The sequence below is a fragment of the Streptomyces sp. NPDC051684 genome (assembly GCF_044453445.1).
In the GTDB taxonomy this organism is placed as follows: Bacteria; Actinomycetota; Actinomycetes; order Streptomycetales; family Streptomycetaceae; genus Streptomyces.
Window position 1 is genome coordinate 37,124 of sequence record NZ_JBITCS010000001.1, and the last position, 16,783, is coordinate 53,906.

Below are 16,783 nucleotides of genomic sequence, written 5' to 3' on the forward strand. Positions count from 1 at the left end.
ACCCGTTCCGGGGCACCGGCACCCGGGACCACCTGCGTTGTCGGTGCCTGCGACTACGCTCACGGCATGGCTGTCAACACGTCCGCGGACGCCCCGCTGCCCGTCGGCCAGGTGTCACGGCTCATCGGGGGATGGATCGACCGGCTCGGTGCCGTGTGGGTCGAGGGGCAGATCACGCAGCTGTCCCGCAGACCGGGCGCCGGCGTCGTGTTCCTGACGCTGCGCGACCCGTCGCACGAGATCTCGGTGTCGGTGACCTGCTACCGGCAGGTGTTCGACGCGGTCGCGGAGGTGGTGCGCGAGGGCTCCCGCGTCGTCGTGCACGCGAAGCCGGAGTGGTACGCGCCGCGCGGACAGCTCTCGCTGCGGGCCGCCGAGATCCGCCCTGTGGGCGTCGGTGAGCTGCTCGCGCGCCTGGAGCAGCTGAAGAAGGCCCTTGCCACGGAGGGCCTGTTCGCGGACGACCGCAAGAAGCCGCTGCCGTTCCTGCCGCAGCTCATCGGCCTGGTCTGCGGCCGCGCCTCGGCGGCCGAGCGGGACGTGCTGGAGAACGCGCGGCACCGCTGGCCGGCCGTCCGCTTCGAGGTGCGCAACGTACCGGTGCAGGGGGTGCACGCGGTGACCCAAGTGGTGCAGGCCGTCAAGGACTTGGACGCGATCGACGACGTCGACGTGATCATCGTGGCGCGCGGCGGCGGCAGCGTGGAGGACCTGCTCCCGTTCTCCGACGAACAACTGGTGCGGGCGGTCTCCTCCTGCCGTACGCCCGTGGTCTCCGCGATCGGGCACGAGCCGGACAATCCACTGCTCGACTACGTGGCCGACCTGCGGGCCTCGACGCCGACGGACGCGGCGAAGAAGGTCGTCCCGGACGTCGGCGAGGAGTACGAGCGGGTGCGCTGGCTGCGGGACCGGGCCAGGCGCAGTGTCGAGTCGCTCCTGGAGCGGGAGGAGCGGGGCCTCGCGGCGGCGCTCGCGCGGCCCTCGATAGAGGACCCGCACCGCATGATCGAGGAGCGCGAGGAGCAGATCGCGGCGCTCACCGAGCGCTCCCGGCGCACCCTCGGCCACCTCCTGGACCGCGCGGAGTCGGAGCTGACGCACACGCACGCGCGCGTGGTCGCGCTCTCCCCCGCCGCCACCCTGAAGCGGGGCTACGCGGTGCTGCAGAAGCCGGACGGGCACGTGGTGCGCGCGCCGGACGAGGTGGCGGGGGACGAGGAGCTGCGGGCCCGCGTCGCCGAGGGCGAATTCACCGTACGAGTAACCGAAGCGTGAGGACGGACAACAGGATGGCTACGAAGACGGCGCAGCCGGCCGACGAGGCGCTCGGCTACGAGCAGGCCCGGGACGAACTGATCGATGTGGTACGGCGCCTGGAGGCCGGAGGCACGTCCCTGGAGGAGTCCCTCGCGCTGTGGGAGCGCGGCGAGGAGCTGGCGAAGGTGTGCCGCCGCTGGCTGGACGGCGCGCGCGCCCGCCTGGACGCGGCGCTCGCGGAGGAGGCCGGGGACGACGACGAGGCGGCGTCGGAAGAAGAGGAGTGACCCCCGGGGCTGAGCGCCACCTTGTGAACAGCGTCACGAATGTTTTGGTTGAAGGTTGAACCTCATGGGCGTACGGTCTTTCATGTGGGCCGATCCGGACAGAACGGATCACCGCAGCCGTGACCGTCGCACCGAGAAGGTTGATCCATGTCTCTCGTTCTTGACCCCGCCGCGCAGGACCTGCTGTTCCGCGAGGCCCGCACCGCGAACACGTTCTCCTCGGAGCCCGTGACCGACGAGCAGGTCGCGGCGATCTACGACCTGGTCAAGTACGGTCCGACCGCCTTCAACCAGTCGCCGCTGCGCATCACCCTGGTCCGCTCCCCCGAGGCCCGCGAGCGCCTCGTCAAGCACATGGCCGAGGGCAACCAGCCGAAGACCGCCGCCGCCCCGCTGGTCGCGATCCTCTCCGCGGACCACGAGTTCCACGAGGAGCTCCCGCAGCTCTTCCCGCACGCCCCGGGCATCGCGGACATGTTCTTCTCCGAGCGTCCGGTCCGTGAGCAGGCCGGCACGCTGAACGCGACGCTGCAGGCCGCCTACTTCATCATCGGCGTCCGCGCCGCGGGCCTGTCCGCCGGCCCGATGACCGGCCTCGACTTCGCCGGCGTCCAGAAGGAGTTCCTGGACGACGACCACACCCCGCTGATGGTCATCAACATCGGCAAGCCGGGCGAGGACGCCTGGTTCCCGCGCTCCCCGCGCCTGGAGCAGGAGCAGGTCATCACCACGATCTGAGCCCCGCGCGCACGCCGTGCGCGCACGAGGAAGGCCCCGGGCTTCTGCCCGGGGCCTTCCTCGTGCGGGGGGGGGGGAAGCGTCCCGAATGGGTGCGGGGAACTGCGCGAGCGCCACCTCGGCGCGGCCGCCGCCCCAACGGCCGGGCCCACGGCGCGGCCATCACCCGGGACCGCGGGACCCCAGCGGAGCGCTTACGCCTTCTCGCGCTTCATCTCCAGCGCCTCGGCCATCTTCGTCAGCTGGTCGAAGGCGGCCGTGCCGGTCACGAGCGTGGTCGAGCCCTGCTGCTTCAGTACCAGGGCGTTGTACTTCTCGCCCTTGTAGCGCTCCCAGGTCTCGTCGCCGATCCGCTGCGTGCGGCCGGTCGCCGAGGCGCCCTGGGTCGCCTCGTTGATGAACCGCTTCGAGCGCCCGGTCGCCTGCTCGACGGCGACGTACTGCCCCTGCGGGTCGAGGAACCCGAGGTGCCACGCGTCGTTCGCGGTGCCCTGGTAGCGCACGGAGGTCGGCTTCCAGTCGTGCGTGAGGCCCGTGGGCGCGGCCACCGGGTACGGCGCCGCACGGCGGGCCGTCGACAGCTCGACCTTGTAGTCGACGCGCTTGACCTGCGGCTCTCCTGAATCGTCGTGCGGGACGAAGAGGTAGATCACGCCGGCCGCGAGGACGCAGACGCCGAGCGAGAGGACCAGGCTGCCGACCGTTTTCTTACCGTTTCTTGCTGCCACGCGCCCCATCGTCGCAGGTCGCCGGATGATCTCTGCCGGGAGGTCCGGATTGGCGCGGTCCGACATCGACCGGCCCGCTCATCCGTGGGGCGGTCTGCTCAGATTGTCGGACTGACGATAGAGTCCTCCCTATACCAACCCCTCGTCCGGCCGTCGTCGTATCCCGGTGAAGCCGTACAACCCCGGTGAATCCCGGAACAGAAAGGTGCGTCTCGATGACCGAGCATCACCAGCTTCCGTCCGAACTCGAGGTCCCCTCCGAGGCCCCCGACCGCAACCTCGCCCTGGAACTCGTCCGGGTCACCGAAGCCGCCGCCATGGCCGCGGGCCGCTGGGTGGGCCGCGGCGACAAGAACGGCGCGGACGGCGCGGCCGTGCGCGCCATGCGCACGCTCGTCTCCACCGTCTCGATGAACGGCGTGGTCGTCATCGGCGAGGGCGAGAAGGACGAGGCCCCGATGCTCTTCAACGGGGAGCACATCGGTGACGGAACGGGCGCCGAGGTCGACATCGCCGTCGACCCGATCGACGGCACCTCGCTCTGCGCGAAGGGCATGCCGAACGCGATCGCCGTGCTCGCCGCCGCCGACCGCGGCACGATGTTCGACCCGTCCGCCGTGTTCTACATGGACAAGCTGGTCACGGGGCCCGAGGCCGCCGACTACGTGGACATCAACGCCCCGGTGTCGGTGAACATCCGCCGCGTCGCCAAGGCGAAGAAGCGCGCGCCCGAGGACATCACCGTGGTCATCCTCGACCGGCCGCGGCACGAGGGGATCATCAAGGAGGTCCGCGAGACCGGCGCCCGCATCAAGCTGATCTCGGACGGCGACGTCGCCGGTTCGATCCTCGCCGTGCGCGAGGGCTCTGGCGTCGACCTGCTGCTCGGCATCGGCGGTACGCCCGAGGGGATCATCTCGGCCTGCGCGATCAAGTGCCTCGGCGGTGTGATCCAGGGCAAGTTGTGGCCCAAGGACGACGCGGAGCGCCAGCGGGCGATCGACGCGGGGCACGATCTGGACCGGGTGCTGTCCACGGACGACCTGGTCTCCGGCGAGAACATCTTCTTCGTCGCCACCGGGATCACCGACGGGGAGCTGCTGCGGGGTGTGCGGTACGACTCCGAGCGGGCGCACACGTCGTCGCTGGTGATGCGGTCGAAGTCCGGGACGATTCGGCAGATCGACTCGACGCATCGGTTGAGCAAGCTGCGGGCCTACAGCGCGATCGACTTCGACCGGGCCAAGTAGGTTGCGGGGGTCCGTGGTTGACGCCTCGGGACGCTGCCCCGGACCCCACGCCTCAATCGCCGGCGGGGCTTGATTTAGCCGGCCAGAGCCGTGCGTGGCGCCTTCTTCAGCTCCACCTCGCGGCGGCGCCGCCTCGCCAGCACCACGCGGCGTTCCGCCGCCGTGAGGCCGCCCCACACCCCGTACGGCTCCGGCTGGAGCAGGGCGTGTTCGCGGCACTCGACCATGACGGGGCAGCGGGCGCAGACGCGCTTGGCCGCCTCCTCGCGCGCGAGGCGCGCGGCGGTCGGTTCCTTGGAAGGGGCGAAGAAGAGTCCCGCCTCGTCGCGCCTGCACACCGCCTCCGTGTGCCATGGAGCGTCCTGATCCCTGCCCCGGACTGGCTCGCGCTGCTGCGGTACGGCGGTGACCTGCAGGGACTGATGCGGCGGGTGCAGCACGGTCTACTCCTGACGACGGCTGACGACGGCTTTCGCGAGCGGGCGACGATGCAGCAAGCTCTACCCGCTGTGTCGGCTCCTATGCACTGAGTTCCGAAGCGCGGAAGTTCCCGAGCGCGCAGGGAAGTTCGCCGAGCGGGGCCGCCGGGGCGCGGCCGTCAGCCGAGGTACTTGCGCAGGTGCTTCTCCAGGTTCTGGACGAGCTTGCCGCGCTTCGGCTTCGCCTCGATGTTCCCGAGCACCGCGAAGCCGTCGACGTACACGACGGGCGCCTCGGGCTCGCGCGCGTCCAGCGTGTCCACCTCGAAGTTGCCGAGGACGCCCGCGCCGCTGCCGCGCAGCGAGATGTTCTCGGGGACGCTGATCTCGACGTTGCCGAACACGGAGACCGCCTTGATGTACACCTGCGGGTACTCGAAGATCGCCTCGCTGAGATCGATCTCCACGTTGCCGAAGATCGCGTACGCGTGGGTGCGGCGGCCGATCCGCCAACGGCCCCTGCGCGTCGTGGAGCTGAGCACCGCCACCAGGTTCTCCTCGGCCACCGGCGGGATCGTGCCGGGCGCGGGCCGGCTCGGGGCGGGGCCCGGCGCGGGCTCGGGGCGGGGCGCGGCGTGGGTGCCCGGCAGGTCGCGCACCAGCGGCTCCAGCTCGCCGACGGTCTTGGCCCGGTAGACCCCGTCGATCCGCTCGGCGTGCTCCTCCGCGTCGAGCCGGCCCTCCGCGAGTGCCTCGCGCAGGATGTCCGCGATCCGGTCGCGGTCGGCATCGGACGCGCGCAGGTCGGTCGGCTCCGCCACGGGAGCGCTGGGCGCGGGCTGCGAAGGGCGCTTTTGAAGGTCCACGACAGCAGACTACCGAAACGCGATAGATCGCGACACCCCCCGTCCGGGGCCTCCCGGCGAGCAACTGAGCCTTACCTCACAGGCTCGGCCGCCCGACCAGGTTCTACGCTGGTTGGCGCTGCCAACGGATGCCAGCTGCTGTCTGTCGAGTGAGGAAAAGGCGAGATGCCGGAGTTCGCGTACACCGATCTGCTCCCCCAGGGCGAGGACACCACCACCTACCGGTTGGTGACCTCCGAGGGCGTTTCCACCGCCGAGGGGCCGGACGGCCGTACGTTCCTGAAGGTCGAGCCCAAGGCGCTGCGCAAGCTCGCCGAGGAGGCCATCCACGACATCCAGCACTACCTGCGCCCGACCCACCTCGCGCAGCTGCGCCGCATCGTCGACGACCCCGAGGCCTCGGGCAACGACAAGTTCGTGGCGCTCGACCTGCTGAAGAACGCCAACATCGCCGCCGCGGGCGTCCTGCCCATGTGCCAGGACACCGGCACCGCCATCGTCATGGGCAAGCGCGGGCAGAACGTCCTCACCGAAGGTGAGGACGAGAAGGCGCTCTCCAAGGGCATCTACGACGCCTACCAGAACCTGAACCTGCGCTACTCGCAGATGGCCCCGCTGAACATGTGGGAGGAGAAGAACACCGGCTCCAACCTCCCCGCGCAGATCGAGCTCTACGCGACGGACGGCGACGCCTACAAGTTCCTCTTCATGGCCAAGGGCGGCGGCTCGGCCAACAAGTCGTTCCTCTACCAGGAGACGAAGGCGGTCCTCAACGAGGGCTCCATGATGAAGTTCCTGGAGGAGAAGATCCGGTCCCTCGGGACCGCGGCCTGCCCGCCGTACCACCTCGCCATCGTGGTGGGCGGCACCTCCGCCGAGTACGCCCTGAAGACCGCCAAGTACGCCTCCGCGCACTACCTGGACAACGTGCCCTCCGAGGGTTCCGAGCTCGGGCACGGCTTCCGGGACGAGGAGCTGGAGCAGAAGGTCTTCGAGCTGACGCAGAAGATCGGCATCGGCGCGCAGTTCGGCGGCAAGTACTTCTGCCACGACGTGCGCGTGGTGCGCCTGCCGCGGCACGGCGCGTCCTGCCCGGTCGCCATCGCCGTGTCCTGCTCCGCCGACCGCCAGGCCGTCGCGAAGGTCACCGCCGAGGGCGTCTTCCTGGAGCAGCTGGAGACGGACCCGGCGCGCTTCCTGCCGGAGACCACGGACGAGCACCTGGAGGAGGGCGACGTCGTCAAGGTCGACCTCAACCAGCCGATGGACGCGATCCTCGCCGAGCTCGCCAAGCACCCGGTGAAGACCCGCCTCTCCCTGACGGGCCCGCTCGTCGTCGCCCGCGACATCGCGCACGCCAAGATCAAGGAGCGCCTGGACGCCGGCGAGGAGATGCCGCAGTACCTGAAGGACCACCCGGTGTACTACGCGGGCCCGGCGAAGACCCCCGAGGGCTACGCGTCCGGTTCCTTCGGCCCGACGACGGCCGGCCGCATGGACTCCTACGTGGAGCAGTTCCAGGCCGCGGGCGGCTCCAAGGTGATGCTCGCCAAGGGCAACCGCTCCAAGCAGGTCACCGACGCGTGCGACGCGCACGGCGGCTTCTACCTCGGCTCCATCGGCGGCCCGGCCGCGCGCCTCGCGCAGGACTGCATCAAGAAGGTCGAGGTCGTCGAGTACGAGGAGCTCGGCATGGAGGCCGTCTGGAAGATCGAGGTCGAGGACTTCCCCGCGTTCATCGTCGTCGACGACAAGGGCAACGACTTCTTCCAGGCCCCCGCCCCCGAGCCGACGTTCTCGCACATCCCGGTGCGCCAGGGCTCGCAGCTCTCGTAGTCACCCGGCACTCCCGGTCGGCCCCCGCATCCCGTGCGGGGGCCGACCGCGTTTCCGGGGGTCTCAGGCCCCCGGCAGGAAGAGGCAGAACGGGTGCCCGTGCGGGTCGCGCAGCACGCGTACGTCCTTCTGCGGCTGGTGCGCCTCCAGCCGCGCCCCGAGCGCGCACGCCCGCTCCGTCTCGGCGTCCAGGTCGTCGACCATGAGGTCGAGGTGGCCCTGCATCTGCTGGCTGCCGGGCTGCTGCGGCCACACCGGCGGCACGTGGTCGCTCTCCAGCTGGAAGGCAAGGCCGGGGCGTTCGCGCGCCGGGTCCCGCAGCCGCACCCACTCGGGGTCGCGCTCCGCCTCCTCCCAGCCGAGCAGCGCGCGGTAGAAGTCGGCCAGGGCGGGCGGGTCGGGTGTGCCGAGGACAAAGCCTCCGAGCGTCGTCGTCATTCCTTACCGGTTCCCGCGACACCCGCGAGGACACCGCCGGAATACCCGCCGGGTGAGCGACGCTGGCAGGAGGAGAGGCACGCAGAGGGCACGGAGGAAGGCAGCCATGGTCAGCACGGCGAACGACGACGGGTTCCGCATCGAGCACGACTCCATGGGCGAGGTGCGCGTCCCCGCCGCCGCGAAGTGGCGGGCCCAGACGCAGCGTGCCGTGGAGAACTTCCCCATCTCCGGGCAGCGCATCGAGCGCGCGCACATCGAGGCGCTCGCCCGGATCAAGGGCGCGGCGGCCGTGGTCAACGCGGAGCTGGGGGTCGTGGACAAGGACATCGCCGAGGCGATCGCCGCGGCCGCCGCCGAGGTCGCCGAGGGCCGCTGGGACGACGAGTTCCCGATCGACGTGTTCCAGACCGGCTCCGGTACGTCGTCGAACATGAACACCAACGAGGTGCTGGCGACGCTCGCCACCGAGCGCCTGGGCCGTGACGTGCACCCGAACGACCACGTGAACGCCTCGCAGTCGTCCAACGACGTCTTCCCGTCCTCCATCCACATCGCGGCCACCGCCGCCGTCACCCACGACCTGATCCCGGCCCTCGAACACCTCGCCGCGTCCCTGGAGCGGAAGTCGGCCGAGTTCGCCGATGTCGTGAAGTCGGGGCGTACGCATCTGATGGACGCGACGCCGGTGACGCTCGGCCAGGAGTTCGGCGGCTACGCGGCGCAGGTCCGCTACGGCGTCGAACGGCTTGCCGCCTCGCTCCCCCGCCTCGCCGAACTCCCCCTGGGCGGCACCGCCGTCGGCACCGGCATCAACACCCCGCCCGGCTTCTCCGGCGCCGTCATCGCCGAGGTCGCGCGCGCGACGGGGCTGCCGCTGACCGAGGCCCGCGACCACTTCGAGGCGCAGGGCGCGCGCGACGGGATCGTGGAGACGAGCGGCCAGTTGCGCACGATCGCCGTCGGCCTCACGAAGATCGCCAACGATCTGCGGTGGGCCGCGTCCGGTCCCCGTACCGGCCTCGCGGAGATCAACCTCCCCGATCTGCAGCCCGGTTCGTCGATCATGCCGGGCAAGGTGAATCCGGTCATTCCCGAGGCGACGCTGATGGTCGCGGCCCAGGTGACGGGCAACGACGCGACGGTCGCCGCGGCCGGCGCCGCGGGCAACTTCGAGCTGAACGTGATGCTCCCGGTGATCGCCAAGAACGTCCTGGAGTCCATCCGGCTGCTCGCCAACGTCTCCCGGCTCCTCGCCGACCGCACCGTCGACGGCATTACCGCCAACCGCGAGCGCGCCCGCGAGTACGCCGAGTCCTCACCGTCCGTGGTCACGCCGCTCAACAAGTACATCGGCTACGAGGAGGCCGCCAAGGTCGCCAAGAAGTCCCTCGCGGAGCGCAAGACCATCCGGGAGGTCGTCATCGAGGGCGGCTACGTGGAGCGGGGCGACCTCACCGAGGAGCAGCTCGACGAGGCGCTCGACGTCCTGCGGATGACCCGCCCGTGAGCGCGTTCGTGACCGCGCGTGGCCAGTTGGCGTATTCGTGATACGCACCGCAGCGTCGTATGCCGTTGGCACCTAATATCTGCGCATGACAGACGAGTACCGGATGAACGAGAGTGGAGGGCGCTGGGCGCCCGGTGAGCCGATCCTGTGGCGCTACCGCGCCAACGGGGGCGACGGCTTCCACATCTGCCGTCCGGTCACCGTCGTCCAGGACACGGACGAGCTGCTCGCCGTGTGGATGGCGCCCGGCACCGAATGCGTGAAGCCGGTGCTCGCCGACGGCACCCCCGTGCACCGCGAGCCGCTCGCCACCCGCTACACCAAGCCCCGCACCCTGCAGCGCGACCACTGGTTCGGCACGGGCGTGCTGAAGCTCGCGCGCCCCGGTGACCCCTGGTCGGTGTGGCTGTTCTGGGAGCCGGGCTGGAGGTTCCGCAACTGGTACGTGAACCTGGAGGCGCCGCGCGCCCGTTGGGCCGCGGGCATCGACTCCGAGGACCACTTCCTCGACCTGTCGGTGTACCCGGACGGCAGCTGGCGCTGGCACGACGAGGACGAGTTCGCGCAGGCGCAGGCCGTGGGCCTGATGAGCCCCGGACAGGCCGCCGAGGTGCGCTCCGCGGGGCACCGGGCGATCGAGGCGATCGAGAACTGGCGGCAGCCGTTCTCGGACGGCTGGCAGCACTGGCGCCCGGACCCGGCGTGGCCGGTTCCCGCCCTGCCGGCCGACTGGGACCGTACGCCCGCGCACGTGTCCTCATGAGACCCTTGATGCGCCCCCCTGGGGGAACCGTAGGATCGTCCTCCGCAAGAGAGCACCGGTCCGAATGTGCGGGTTCTACGGACAACTCTTGGCACGCACAACTGGTCTGACACGATGTCAACGAGGTCATCGAGGGGCGGCTGGACCGTGAACGTGGGTGAGACGACGCAGTGGGCGGGCCGGGAGGAACCGGCCGCCGGGACCGGGAGCACGGCTGTCCGCAGGTCCCCGGCACGGACGCCCGTGCGGATTCCGTTCCCGGAGCGCGGGTTCCGGGTATCCGCTCCTCTACGGGACACGTCGCAGGTCACCGGCAGCGGCGCCACCCCCGACAGGGCCCCAGCTGATCCCCAACTACCGGCGCACTGGCCAGTGACGCGGCGCGCAGCCCCGGACGGACGGAATCGACACGCGTGACGGAGTACCCCACCTCCCACGAAGGCCGCCACCACGGCACGGCGGCCCGCCCCGCCGACGCCCGCGGGGCGCTTCGGCACACCCCGGAGACCTCCACGCCCTCGGGTGAGGGCTCGGGCGGCTTACCGGAACAACCGCGGCGCGCCGCCGGTTCCGCCGCGGACGCCGAGCACGCGCAGCCCGCGGCGCCCTCCCCCGAGCCGGTGCGCCCGGGACCGCCGGAATCAGGGGGCGCGTCGCGGAGCGACTCCCCAGAAGGGCGGGGGTGGGAGACGGGCGGGCCGGACCGCCGCACGGGACAGCCGCGCCCCACCGGGCAGCCGACCGCGATGCGGCGCGACGGGGACCGGCTCCGCTTCGTCGGCGCCGCGACCCGGCGGATCGCCCGCGGCCTGGACCTCGACGAGATCGTGATGGGCCTGTGCCGGGCGACCGTGCCCACGTTCTCCGACGCGATCCTCGTGTATCTGCGCGAGCCGCTGCCGGTCGGCGACGAGCGGCCCACCGGGCCCATGGTGCTGCGCCTGCGCCGCACCGACCGGATCCCGGACTCCACCGACACCGCGGGCGACACGGACACCGACGGCGCGGGGCTCACGGTCCCGGTCACCCCGCAGCTGGAACTGACGGCGGGCTGCGCCGACTTGTGCGAGGTGCGCCAGGGCGGCGCGCTCGCCGAGGTGCTGCGCGGCGTGCGCCCGGTGTTCGCCGACTCGCCCGCGGCGCTCGCCGCGCTGCCCGAACTCCTCGGCACGGACCGGACGTTGCCGGGCGGCCAGCGCGCGATCCTGGCCCCGCTGCGCGGCCGGCGCCGGGTGATCGGGGCCGCGGTGTTCCTGCGCCGCCCCGACCGGATCGCGTTCGACGCCGACGACCTGCTGGTGGCGGGCCAGTTGGCGACGCACAGCGCGCTCGGCATCGACAAGGCCGTGCTCTACGGGCGCGAGGCGTACATCGCGGACGAGTTGCAGCGCACGATGCTGCCGGAGACGCTGCCGCGCCCGACCGGGGTGCGGCTCGCCTCGCGCTATCTGCCGGCGGCGGAGACGGCGCGGGTCGGCGGCGACTGGTACGACGCGATCCCGCTGCCGGGCAGCCGCGTCGCGCTCGTCGTCGGCGACGTCATGGGGCACTCGATGACCTCGGCCGCGATCATGGGCCAGCTGCGCACCACCGCGCAGACCCTCGCCGGACTCGACCTGCCCCCGCAGGAGGTCCTGCACCACCTCGATGAGCAGGCCCAGCGGCTCGGCACAGACCGCATGGCGACCTGCATGTACGCCGTGTACGACCCGGTCGCGCACCGCATCACCATCGCCAACGCCGGACATCCGCCGCCCGTCCTGCTGCACCTCGGCGGGCGCTCCGAGGTGCTGCGGGTGCCGCCGGGCGCCCCGATCGGCGTCGGCGGCGTCGACTTCGAGGCGGTCGAGCTGGACGCCCCGGCGGGCGCGACGCTGCTCCTCTACACGGACGGGCTCGTCGAGTCCCGCCTTCGCGACGTGTGGACCGGGATAGAGCAGCTGCGCGAACGGCTCGCCGCGACCGCGCAGTTGACCGGTCCCGACCACCCGCCGCCCCTTGAGGCGCTGTGCGACGAGGTGCTCGACATGCTCGGGCCGGGCGACCGGGACGACGACATCGCGCTGCTCGCCGCCCGCTTCGACGGGATCGCGCCGAGCGACGTCGCGTACTGGACGCTGGAGCCGGAGGACGCGGCGCCGGGCCGCGCCCGCAGGCTGGCCCGCAGCGCGCTGGAACGCTGGGGCCTTGAGGAGCTCACGGACTCGGTCGAGCTCCTGGTGAGCGAGGTCGTGACGAACGCGGTGCGCTACGCCACGCGTCCGGTGACCCTGCGCCTGTTGCGGACCGACGTGCTGCGCTGCGAAGTGGGCGACGACGTACCGCAGTTGCCGCGGCTCCGGCAGGCGCGGGCGACGGACGAGGGCGGCCGCGGGCTCTACCTGGTGAACCGGCTCGCCCGGCGCTGGAGCGCGACGCGCCTGTCCACAGGCAAGGTCGTCTGGTTCGAGCTTCCGGTGCCGTAAATATGTGGCCATGTGCCACTACTGCGGATGCCGTGAGATCCCGCTCATCAAGGAGTTCATCGCCGAGCACGAGCGTGTCACCGACGCCGCCGGTGACGCGCTGCGGGCGCTGGAGCGCGGCGACGTGGCGGGCGCGCGGGCGCTCGTCGACACCATGGCGAAGGAGCTCGCCGCGCACTGGAAGGGCGAGGAGGACGGTCTGTTCGCGGTGATGCGGGACGATCCGGAGTACGCCGGCTACATCGACGCCCTGGTCGCGGAGCACCGGGAGCTGGGCGCGCTGCTGCCCACCCTCGACCTCACGGACCCCGGCGACGTACAGCGCCTGAAGGACGAGACGGACGAACTGCACCGGCACATCGCCAAGGAGGAGGACGGCCTCTTCCCGGCGTCGCTGACGGCGCTGTCCGGGGACGGCTGGGACACGTCGATGGCGGCGTGGCGCGCGGCGCACCCTTCGCAGAGCGGCGGCTCCCGGAGCGGCGGCTAGGGCTTGTCGTTTGGATCAGGCCGGATCAGGGAGCCCCGCGAGCCCGGCCTGATCCAAACGACAAGCCCTAGAACCCCACGGGTACGTACCCGGTGGCCCGCCCCCGGTCGTCGAGCACCCGCCCCATCCGCTTCGCCGTGCGCAGCGTCACCGTGCGGTCCTCGACGCGCAGGGCGGGGAACCGGCCGTTCAGCTGGGCCTCCAGGGTCGCCATGCCGTCGAGGTCGCGGAGCCAGACCTGGAAGAGCAGGTTGCAGGAGCCCGTGACCGAGGTGCACAGGCGCATCTGCGGGAGCCTGGCGAGCGCCGAGCCCGTGCGGTCGAGTTCGCCGTGCGGGACGGTCGCCCGGTACGTGGCGAGGGCCGGCCAGCCCGCCAGCTGCTGGGCCAGATCGCAGCGCAGCAGGATCTCCCGGTCGCGCAGTTCGCGGGCGAGCCTGCGCCGCACCGTCGACTCGCCGACGCCGACGGCCGCCGCCAACTCGGCGTATCCGGCACGGCCGTTCGCGCCCAGTGCGCGCAGCAGCGCCAGGTCGACCTCGTCGCGGGGCCGGAAGGCGCGTGACGGCGCGCCCGGTCCGCTCCCCGCCGTCGAGAGCCGCGCGCGTCCCGCCCGGTCGAGGGCGCGCACCTTCCAGCCGCTGCCCTCCTGGTAGAGCCGCATGCTCAGCCGGGTCCGGGTACCGCGCACGCCCGGCAGCCGGCCCAGGTCGTCGCTGGCCCGGCGCCCGAGCGCGGGCAGATCGGGTGCGGCGACGGAGAGCAGCAGGTCGTAGTCGCCGACCACGTGCTCGGCGCTGAACACCCACGGCAGCCGCACCAGGCGGGCGGTCAGCTCCTCCAACTCGCCCGGTGTGCAGGTCACTTCGATGTACGCGACGGTGGCCGTCGTCGGCCCCGCGTACGCCGTCACCCAGGCCAGGCCCGCGCTCTCCAGGCGGGCCCAGCGGCGAGCCGCGGTCGTCGCGTCGACGCCGACGGCCGGGCCCACGCGGCTCCACGGTGCGCGCGGATCGGTCTGCAGGGCGTCGATCAGGGCGAGGTCGGCCTCCTCGAAGGCGGCGGATTCCGGCACGGACGCGTGCACGCTGCCGTTTTCCAGCAATTGAGGCCCCTTCTCGCACGGCGGCCGGATTCTGTCCCCACTTCCGAGCCGTCCCCCACACCAGCACGCCCACTCTAGAAGGAGTGCCTGTGGTCCCACCCTCGCAAGGCCCCGCACGTGAGCGTCTCGACAAGGGCGCCAAGATCACGGTCACGCTGCTCTTCGCCGCCTGGCTGATCGACTACATCGACCGCCTCGTCATCAATCTGGCCCTGCCCTCGATCGGCCGCGAATTCGACCTCAGCCGCGCCCAGCAGGGCATGGCGGTCTCCGTGTTCTTCGTGGCGTACGCGGTCTGTCAGATTCCGGGCGGGATGCTCGCCGACCGGTTCGGCGCCAAGCGCGTCACCTGCTGGGCACTGCTCATCTGGTCCGCGTTCACGGCGCTCACCGGGCTCGCGGGCTCCTTCGCGATCCTGCTCGTGGTGCGCTTCCTGTTCGGCATCGCCGAGGGGGTCTTCCCCGGCGCCTCCATGAAGGCCGTGAGCGAGCGGACGACTCCGGGGCAGCGGATGAGCGCCAACGGCGTCGTGCAGTCGTCGAACGCGGTGGCCGCGGTCGTCGCCCCGCTGGTCGCCGCGCCGCTCATCGCCCACTTCGGCTGGCGCTCGGCGTTCTTCACCGTCGCCGCCGTCGGTGTCTTCGTGTACGCGGCCGTCCGCCTGTGGCTGCCGGAGCGGGAGCGGACGGTGCGCGGCGCGACGAGCACCGGGTCCGCCCGCACCGTGCTCCGCTCGGGGACCATGTGGGCGTTCGCCGGGATGTTCTTCGGCTACGACATCATCGTGTGGGGCCTGAACACCTGGGTGCCCTCGTACCTCAACGAGGAGCGCGGGCTCGCGCTGACCTCGGCGGGGGCGCTGTCGATCCTGCCCGCGGGCGCGGCGACCGTCGCCGTGATCGTCGGCGGCCGGCTCGCGGACCGCTTCGAGGGCAATCAGCGCAAGATCGTGGTGCCCGCCATGACGGTCTCCTCGGTCGCCCTGATCCTCATGGCGACGGCTTCCGGCACCGTCGCGTTCATCGGCTGGATGTCGGTGGCGATCGCCTCCGCCTCGCTGGGCTACATGCCGATCTTCGCGGTGCCGCTGCGCAGCCTGCCGCCCGAACTGACCGGCGCGGCCGCCGGGTTGATCACGTTCGGCGGGCAGGCCGGCGGCGTCGTCGCGCCGACCGCGATGGGGCTGCTGGCGGACTCGGCCGGGTTCGGTGCCGCGTTCGGCTTCCTCGTCGTCGGCGCGGTGCTCGCCGCGGTCCTCGCCTGTGTCACCCCGCAGACCACGTCCGCCTTCCGCCGGGCGCTGCGGCTGCCCGACGCGGACCCCGCTCCCGTATCCGCAGCACCCGTAGAAAGCGAGCCCCGATGACCACCACTCTCGACAGCCTGCTGCCGTCCCTGCGCGAGCTCTACCAGGACCTGCACGCCCACCCCGAACTCTCCCTCCAGGAGACCCGCACCGCCGGGATCGTCGCGGCCCGGCTGCGCGAGCAGGGCGGCTGGGAGGTGACCGAGGGCGTCGGCGGCACCGGCGTCGTCGGCGTCCTGCGCGGTGGCGAGGGCCCGACGGTGCTGCTGCGCGCCGACATGGACGGCCTGCCCGTCCTGGAGGCGACCGGCCTGCCCTACGCGTCCGTGGCCCGCGGCACCGACCGCGACGGCAACGACGTACCGGTGATGCACGCCTGCGGCCACGACATGCACGTCACGTGTCTGCTCGGCGTGACGGCACTGCTCGCGGCGGACCGTGACTCCTGGCGCGGCACCGTCGTGGCGGTGTTCCAGCCCGCCGAGGAGATCGGCCGCGGGGCCAGGGACATGCTGGCCGACGGGTTCGCGGAGCGCTTCCCGAGGCCGGACGTGTGTCTCGGGCAGCACGTCGGACCGTTCCCGACGGGGGTCGCGGTGACCCGCCCCGGAGCGGTCATGGCGGCCTCCGACAGCTACCGCGTACGCCTCTTCGGGCGCGGCGGGCACGGCTCGACGCCCGAGTCGACGGTCGACCCGGTGGTCCTCGCGGCGGCCGTGGTGATGCGTCTGCAGACCGTGGTCTCGCGCGAGATCGGCGCCTCGCAGACGGCCGTCGTGACGGTGGGCTCGATGCACGTCGGCACGAAGGAGAACATCATCGCGGACGAGGCCGAACTGCGGCTCAACATCCGCTCGGTGGACCCGGTGGTGCGCGAGCGGGTGCTCGCGGCGGTGCGCAGGATCGTCCGGGCGGAGTGCGAGGCCTCGGGTTCCCCGAAGGAGCCGGAGTTCACCTCGCTCGGCTCCTTCCCCGTCACGGAGAACACCGGCGACGCCACCGCGACGACGATCGACGGGCTGCGCGCGGCGCTCGGCGAGCACGGCGTGCTCGTGCTGCCGCAGCCGATCAACGGCAGCGAGGACTTCGGCCTGTTCGGCACGGAGCTGGGAGTGCCCTCGGTGTTCTGGCACTTCGGCGGCGCCGACCCGGCAGCCTTCGAGGGCTACGACGCCGCCACGCTGGCCTCGCGCGGCCTGCCCGCCGAGGTCCCGGTGAACCACTCGCCGCAGTACGCGCCGCTCCAGGACCCCACGATCGAGCTGGGGGTGCGGGCCCTGCTGGGAGCGGCCCGCACCTGGCTCGGTGCCTGCGAGTAGCG

Annotated in this window: 16 protein-coding genes; 11 read left to right on the forward strand and 5 right to left on the reverse strand. The window is 71.9% G+C overall.

Features of this window, described 5'->3' with window-relative positions:
* Nucleotides 1-66: 66 nt before the first annotated feature.
* The 3 genes from xseA (at nt 67) to ACIA8D_RS00180 (ending at nt 2,285) form a co-directional block, all read left to right on the forward strand.
* Nucleotides 67-1,278 (forward strand): exodeoxyribonuclease VII large subunit, encoded by a 1,212-nt coding sequence (gene xseA, locus ACIA8D_RS00170; protein ID WP_399227647.1) that lies wholly within the window; start codon nt 67-69, stop codon nt 1,276-1,278.
* A 14-nt stretch (nt 1,279-1,292) separates the two neighbouring features.
* Nucleotides 1,293-1,547, forward strand: a complete 255-nt coding sequence (locus ACIA8D_RS00175; protein ID WP_399227648.1) for an exodeoxyribonuclease VII small subunit — start codon at nt 1,293-1,295, stop codon at nt 1,545-1,547.
* A 147-nt stretch (nt 1,548-1,694) separates the two neighbouring features.
* A complete protein-coding gene (locus tag ACIA8D_RS00180) occupies nt 1,695-2,285 on the forward strand; it encodes a malonic semialdehyde reductase (RefSeq protein WP_399227649.1) in 591 nt (196 codons plus the stop codon).
* 194 nt (nt 2,286-2,479) lie between these two features.
* On the opposite strand, the gene ACIA8D_RS00185 is transcribed toward ACIA8D_RS00180, so the two are convergent.
* Entirely contained in the window at nt 2,480-3,022 is a 543-nt protein-coding gene (locus ACIA8D_RS00185) for a DUF4245 domain-containing protein (RefSeq protein WP_399228043.1), read from the reverse strand.
* Nucleotides 3,023-3,228: 206 nt separating this feature from the next.
* On the opposite strand from ACIA8D_RS00185, the gene glpX reads away from it, so the two are divergent.
* Entirely contained in the window at nt 3,229-4,263 is a 1,035-nt protein-coding gene (gene glpX / locus ACIA8D_RS00190; protein WP_399227650.1) for a class II fructose-bisphosphatase, read from the forward strand.
* 74 nt (nt 4,264-4,337) lie between these two features.
* Here the strand turns inward: glpX and ACIA8D_RS00195 are convergent, their stop codons facing one another.
* Both ACIA8D_RS00195 and ACIA8D_RS00200 read right to left on the reverse strand, forming a co-directional pair.
* Nucleotides 4,338-4,703: a WhiB family transcriptional regulator gene (locus tag ACIA8D_RS00195; RefSeq protein ID WP_385763548.1), complete on the reverse strand. Its 366-nt coding sequence runs from the start codon at nt 4,701-4,703 to the stop codon at nt 4,338-4,340.
* Between the two features lie 158 nt (nt 4,704-4,861).
* Nucleotides 4,862-5,548 carry a DUF1707 domain-containing protein gene (locus ACIA8D_RS00200; protein WP_399227651.1) on the reverse strand — a complete coding sequence of 229 codons (687 nt, stop codon included), beginning with the start codon at nt 5,546-5,548 and terminating at the stop codon, nt 4,862-4,864.
* 165 nt (nt 5,549-5,713) lie between these two features.
* Between ACIA8D_RS00200 and ACIA8D_RS00205 the strand changes: the two genes are divergently transcribed.
* Nucleotides 5,714-7,384: a fumarate hydratase gene (locus tag ACIA8D_RS00205; RefSeq protein WP_399227652.1), complete on the forward strand. Its 1,671-nt coding sequence runs from the start codon at nt 5,714-5,716 to the stop codon at nt 7,382-7,384.
* A gap of 63 nt (nt 7,385-7,447) precedes the next feature.
* Here ACIA8D_RS00205 and ACIA8D_RS00210 read toward each other — a convergent pair whose 3' ends face one another.
* Nucleotides 7,448-7,822: a VOC family protein gene (locus ACIA8D_RS00210; protein WP_399227653.1), complete on the reverse strand. Its 375-nt coding sequence runs from the start codon at nt 7,820-7,822 to the stop codon at nt 7,448-7,450.
* A 106-nt stretch (nt 7,823-7,928) separates the two neighbouring features.
* On the opposite strand from ACIA8D_RS00210, the gene ACIA8D_RS00215 reads away from it, so the two are divergent.
* The 4 genes from ACIA8D_RS00215 (at nt 7,929) to ACIA8D_RS00230 (ending at nt 13,050) form a co-directional block, all read left to right on the forward strand.
* Complete coding sequence (locus tag ACIA8D_RS00215; RefSeq protein WP_399227654.1) at nt 7,929-9,332, forward strand: class II fumarate hydratase; 1,404 nt, start codon at nt 7,929-7,931, stop codon at nt 9,330-9,332.
* Nucleotides 9,333-9,417: 85 nt separating this feature from the next.
* Entirely contained in the window at nt 9,418-10,095 is a 678-nt protein-coding gene (locus ACIA8D_RS00220; RefSeq protein WP_399227655.1) for a DUF402 domain-containing protein, read from the forward strand.
* Between the two features lie 413 nt (nt 10,096-10,508).
* A complete protein-coding gene (locus tag ACIA8D_RS00225) occupies nt 10,509-12,560 on the forward strand; it encodes a SpoIIE family protein phosphatase (RefSeq protein WP_399227656.1) in 2,052 nt (683 codons plus the stop codon).
* 10 nt (nt 12,561-12,570) lie between these two features.
* Nucleotides 12,571-13,050 (forward strand): hemerythrin domain-containing protein, encoded by a 480-nt coding sequence (locus ACIA8D_RS00230; RefSeq protein ID WP_399227657.1) that lies wholly within the window; start codon nt 12,571-12,573, stop codon nt 13,048-13,050.
* 67 nt (nt 13,051-13,117) lie between these two features.
* Here the strand turns inward: ACIA8D_RS00230 and ACIA8D_RS00235 are convergent, their stop codons facing one another.
* Nucleotides 13,118-14,155, reverse strand: coding sequence for an Lrp/AsnC family transcriptional regulator (locus tag ACIA8D_RS00235; protein ID WP_399227658.1), 1,038 nt, complete (start codon nt 14,153-14,155; stop codon nt 13,118-13,120).
* Nucleotides 14,156-14,244: 89 nt separating this feature from the next.
* Here ACIA8D_RS00235 and ACIA8D_RS00240 point away from each other — a divergent pair, with 89 nt between their 5' ends.
* Nucleotides 14,245-15,522 carry an MFS transporter gene (locus tag ACIA8D_RS00240; protein ID WP_399227659.1) on the forward strand — a complete coding sequence of 426 codons (1,278 nt, stop codon included), beginning with the start codon at nt 14,245-14,247 and terminating at the stop codon, nt 15,520-15,522.
* Entirely contained in the window at nt 15,519-16,781 is a 1,263-nt protein-coding gene (locus ACIA8D_RS00245; RefSeq protein ID WP_399227660.1) for an amidohydrolase, read from the forward strand. The genes ACIA8D_RS00240 and ACIA8D_RS00245 overlap by 4 nt, the downstream gene beginning before the upstream one ends.
* Nucleotides 16,782-16,783 lie beyond the last annotated feature (2 nt).

Coding starts and splice junctions, on each gene's coding strand:
- ACIA8D_RS00185 (WP_399228043.1), bottom strand. CDS start 3,022: ATGGGGCGCGTGGCAGCAAGAAACGGTAAGAAAACGGTCGGCAGCCTG.
- ACIA8D_RS00220 (WP_399227655.1), top strand. CDS start 9,418: ATGACAGACGAGTACCGGATGAACGAGAGTGGAGGGCGCTGGGCGCCC.
- ACIA8D_RS00210 (WP_399227653.1), bottom strand. CDS start 7,822: ATGACGACGACGCTCGGAGGCTTTGTCCTCGGCACACCCGACCCGCCC.
- ACIA8D_RS00215 (WP_399227654.1), top strand. CDS start 7,929: ATGGTCAGCACGGCGAACGACGACGGGTTCCGCATCGAGCACGACTCC.
- ACIA8D_RS00245 (WP_399227660.1), top strand. CDS start 15,519: ATGACCACCACTCTCGACAGCCTGCTGCCGTCCCTGCGCGAGCTCTAC.
- xseA (WP_399227647.1), top strand. CDS start 67: ATGGCTGTCAACACGTCCGCGGACGCCCCGCTGCCCGTCGGCCAGGTG.
- ACIA8D_RS00230 (WP_399227657.1), top strand. CDS start 12,571: ATGTGCCACTACTGCGGATGCCGTGAGATCCCGCTCATCAAGGAGTTC.
- ACIA8D_RS00205 (WP_399227652.1), top strand. CDS start 5,714: ATGCCGGAGTTCGCGTACACCGATCTGCTCCCCCAGGGCGAGGACACC.
- glpX (WP_399227650.1), top strand. CDS start 3,229: ATGACCGAGCATCACCAGCTTCCGTCCGAACTCGAGGTCCCCTCCGAG.
- ACIA8D_RS00175 (WP_399227648.1), top strand. CDS start 1,293: ATGGCTACGAAGACGGCGCAGCCGGCCGACGAGGCGCTCGGCTACGAG.
- ACIA8D_RS00180 (WP_399227649.1), top strand. CDS start 1,695: ATGTCTCTCGTTCTTGACCCCGCCGCGCAGGACCTGCTGTTCCGCGAG.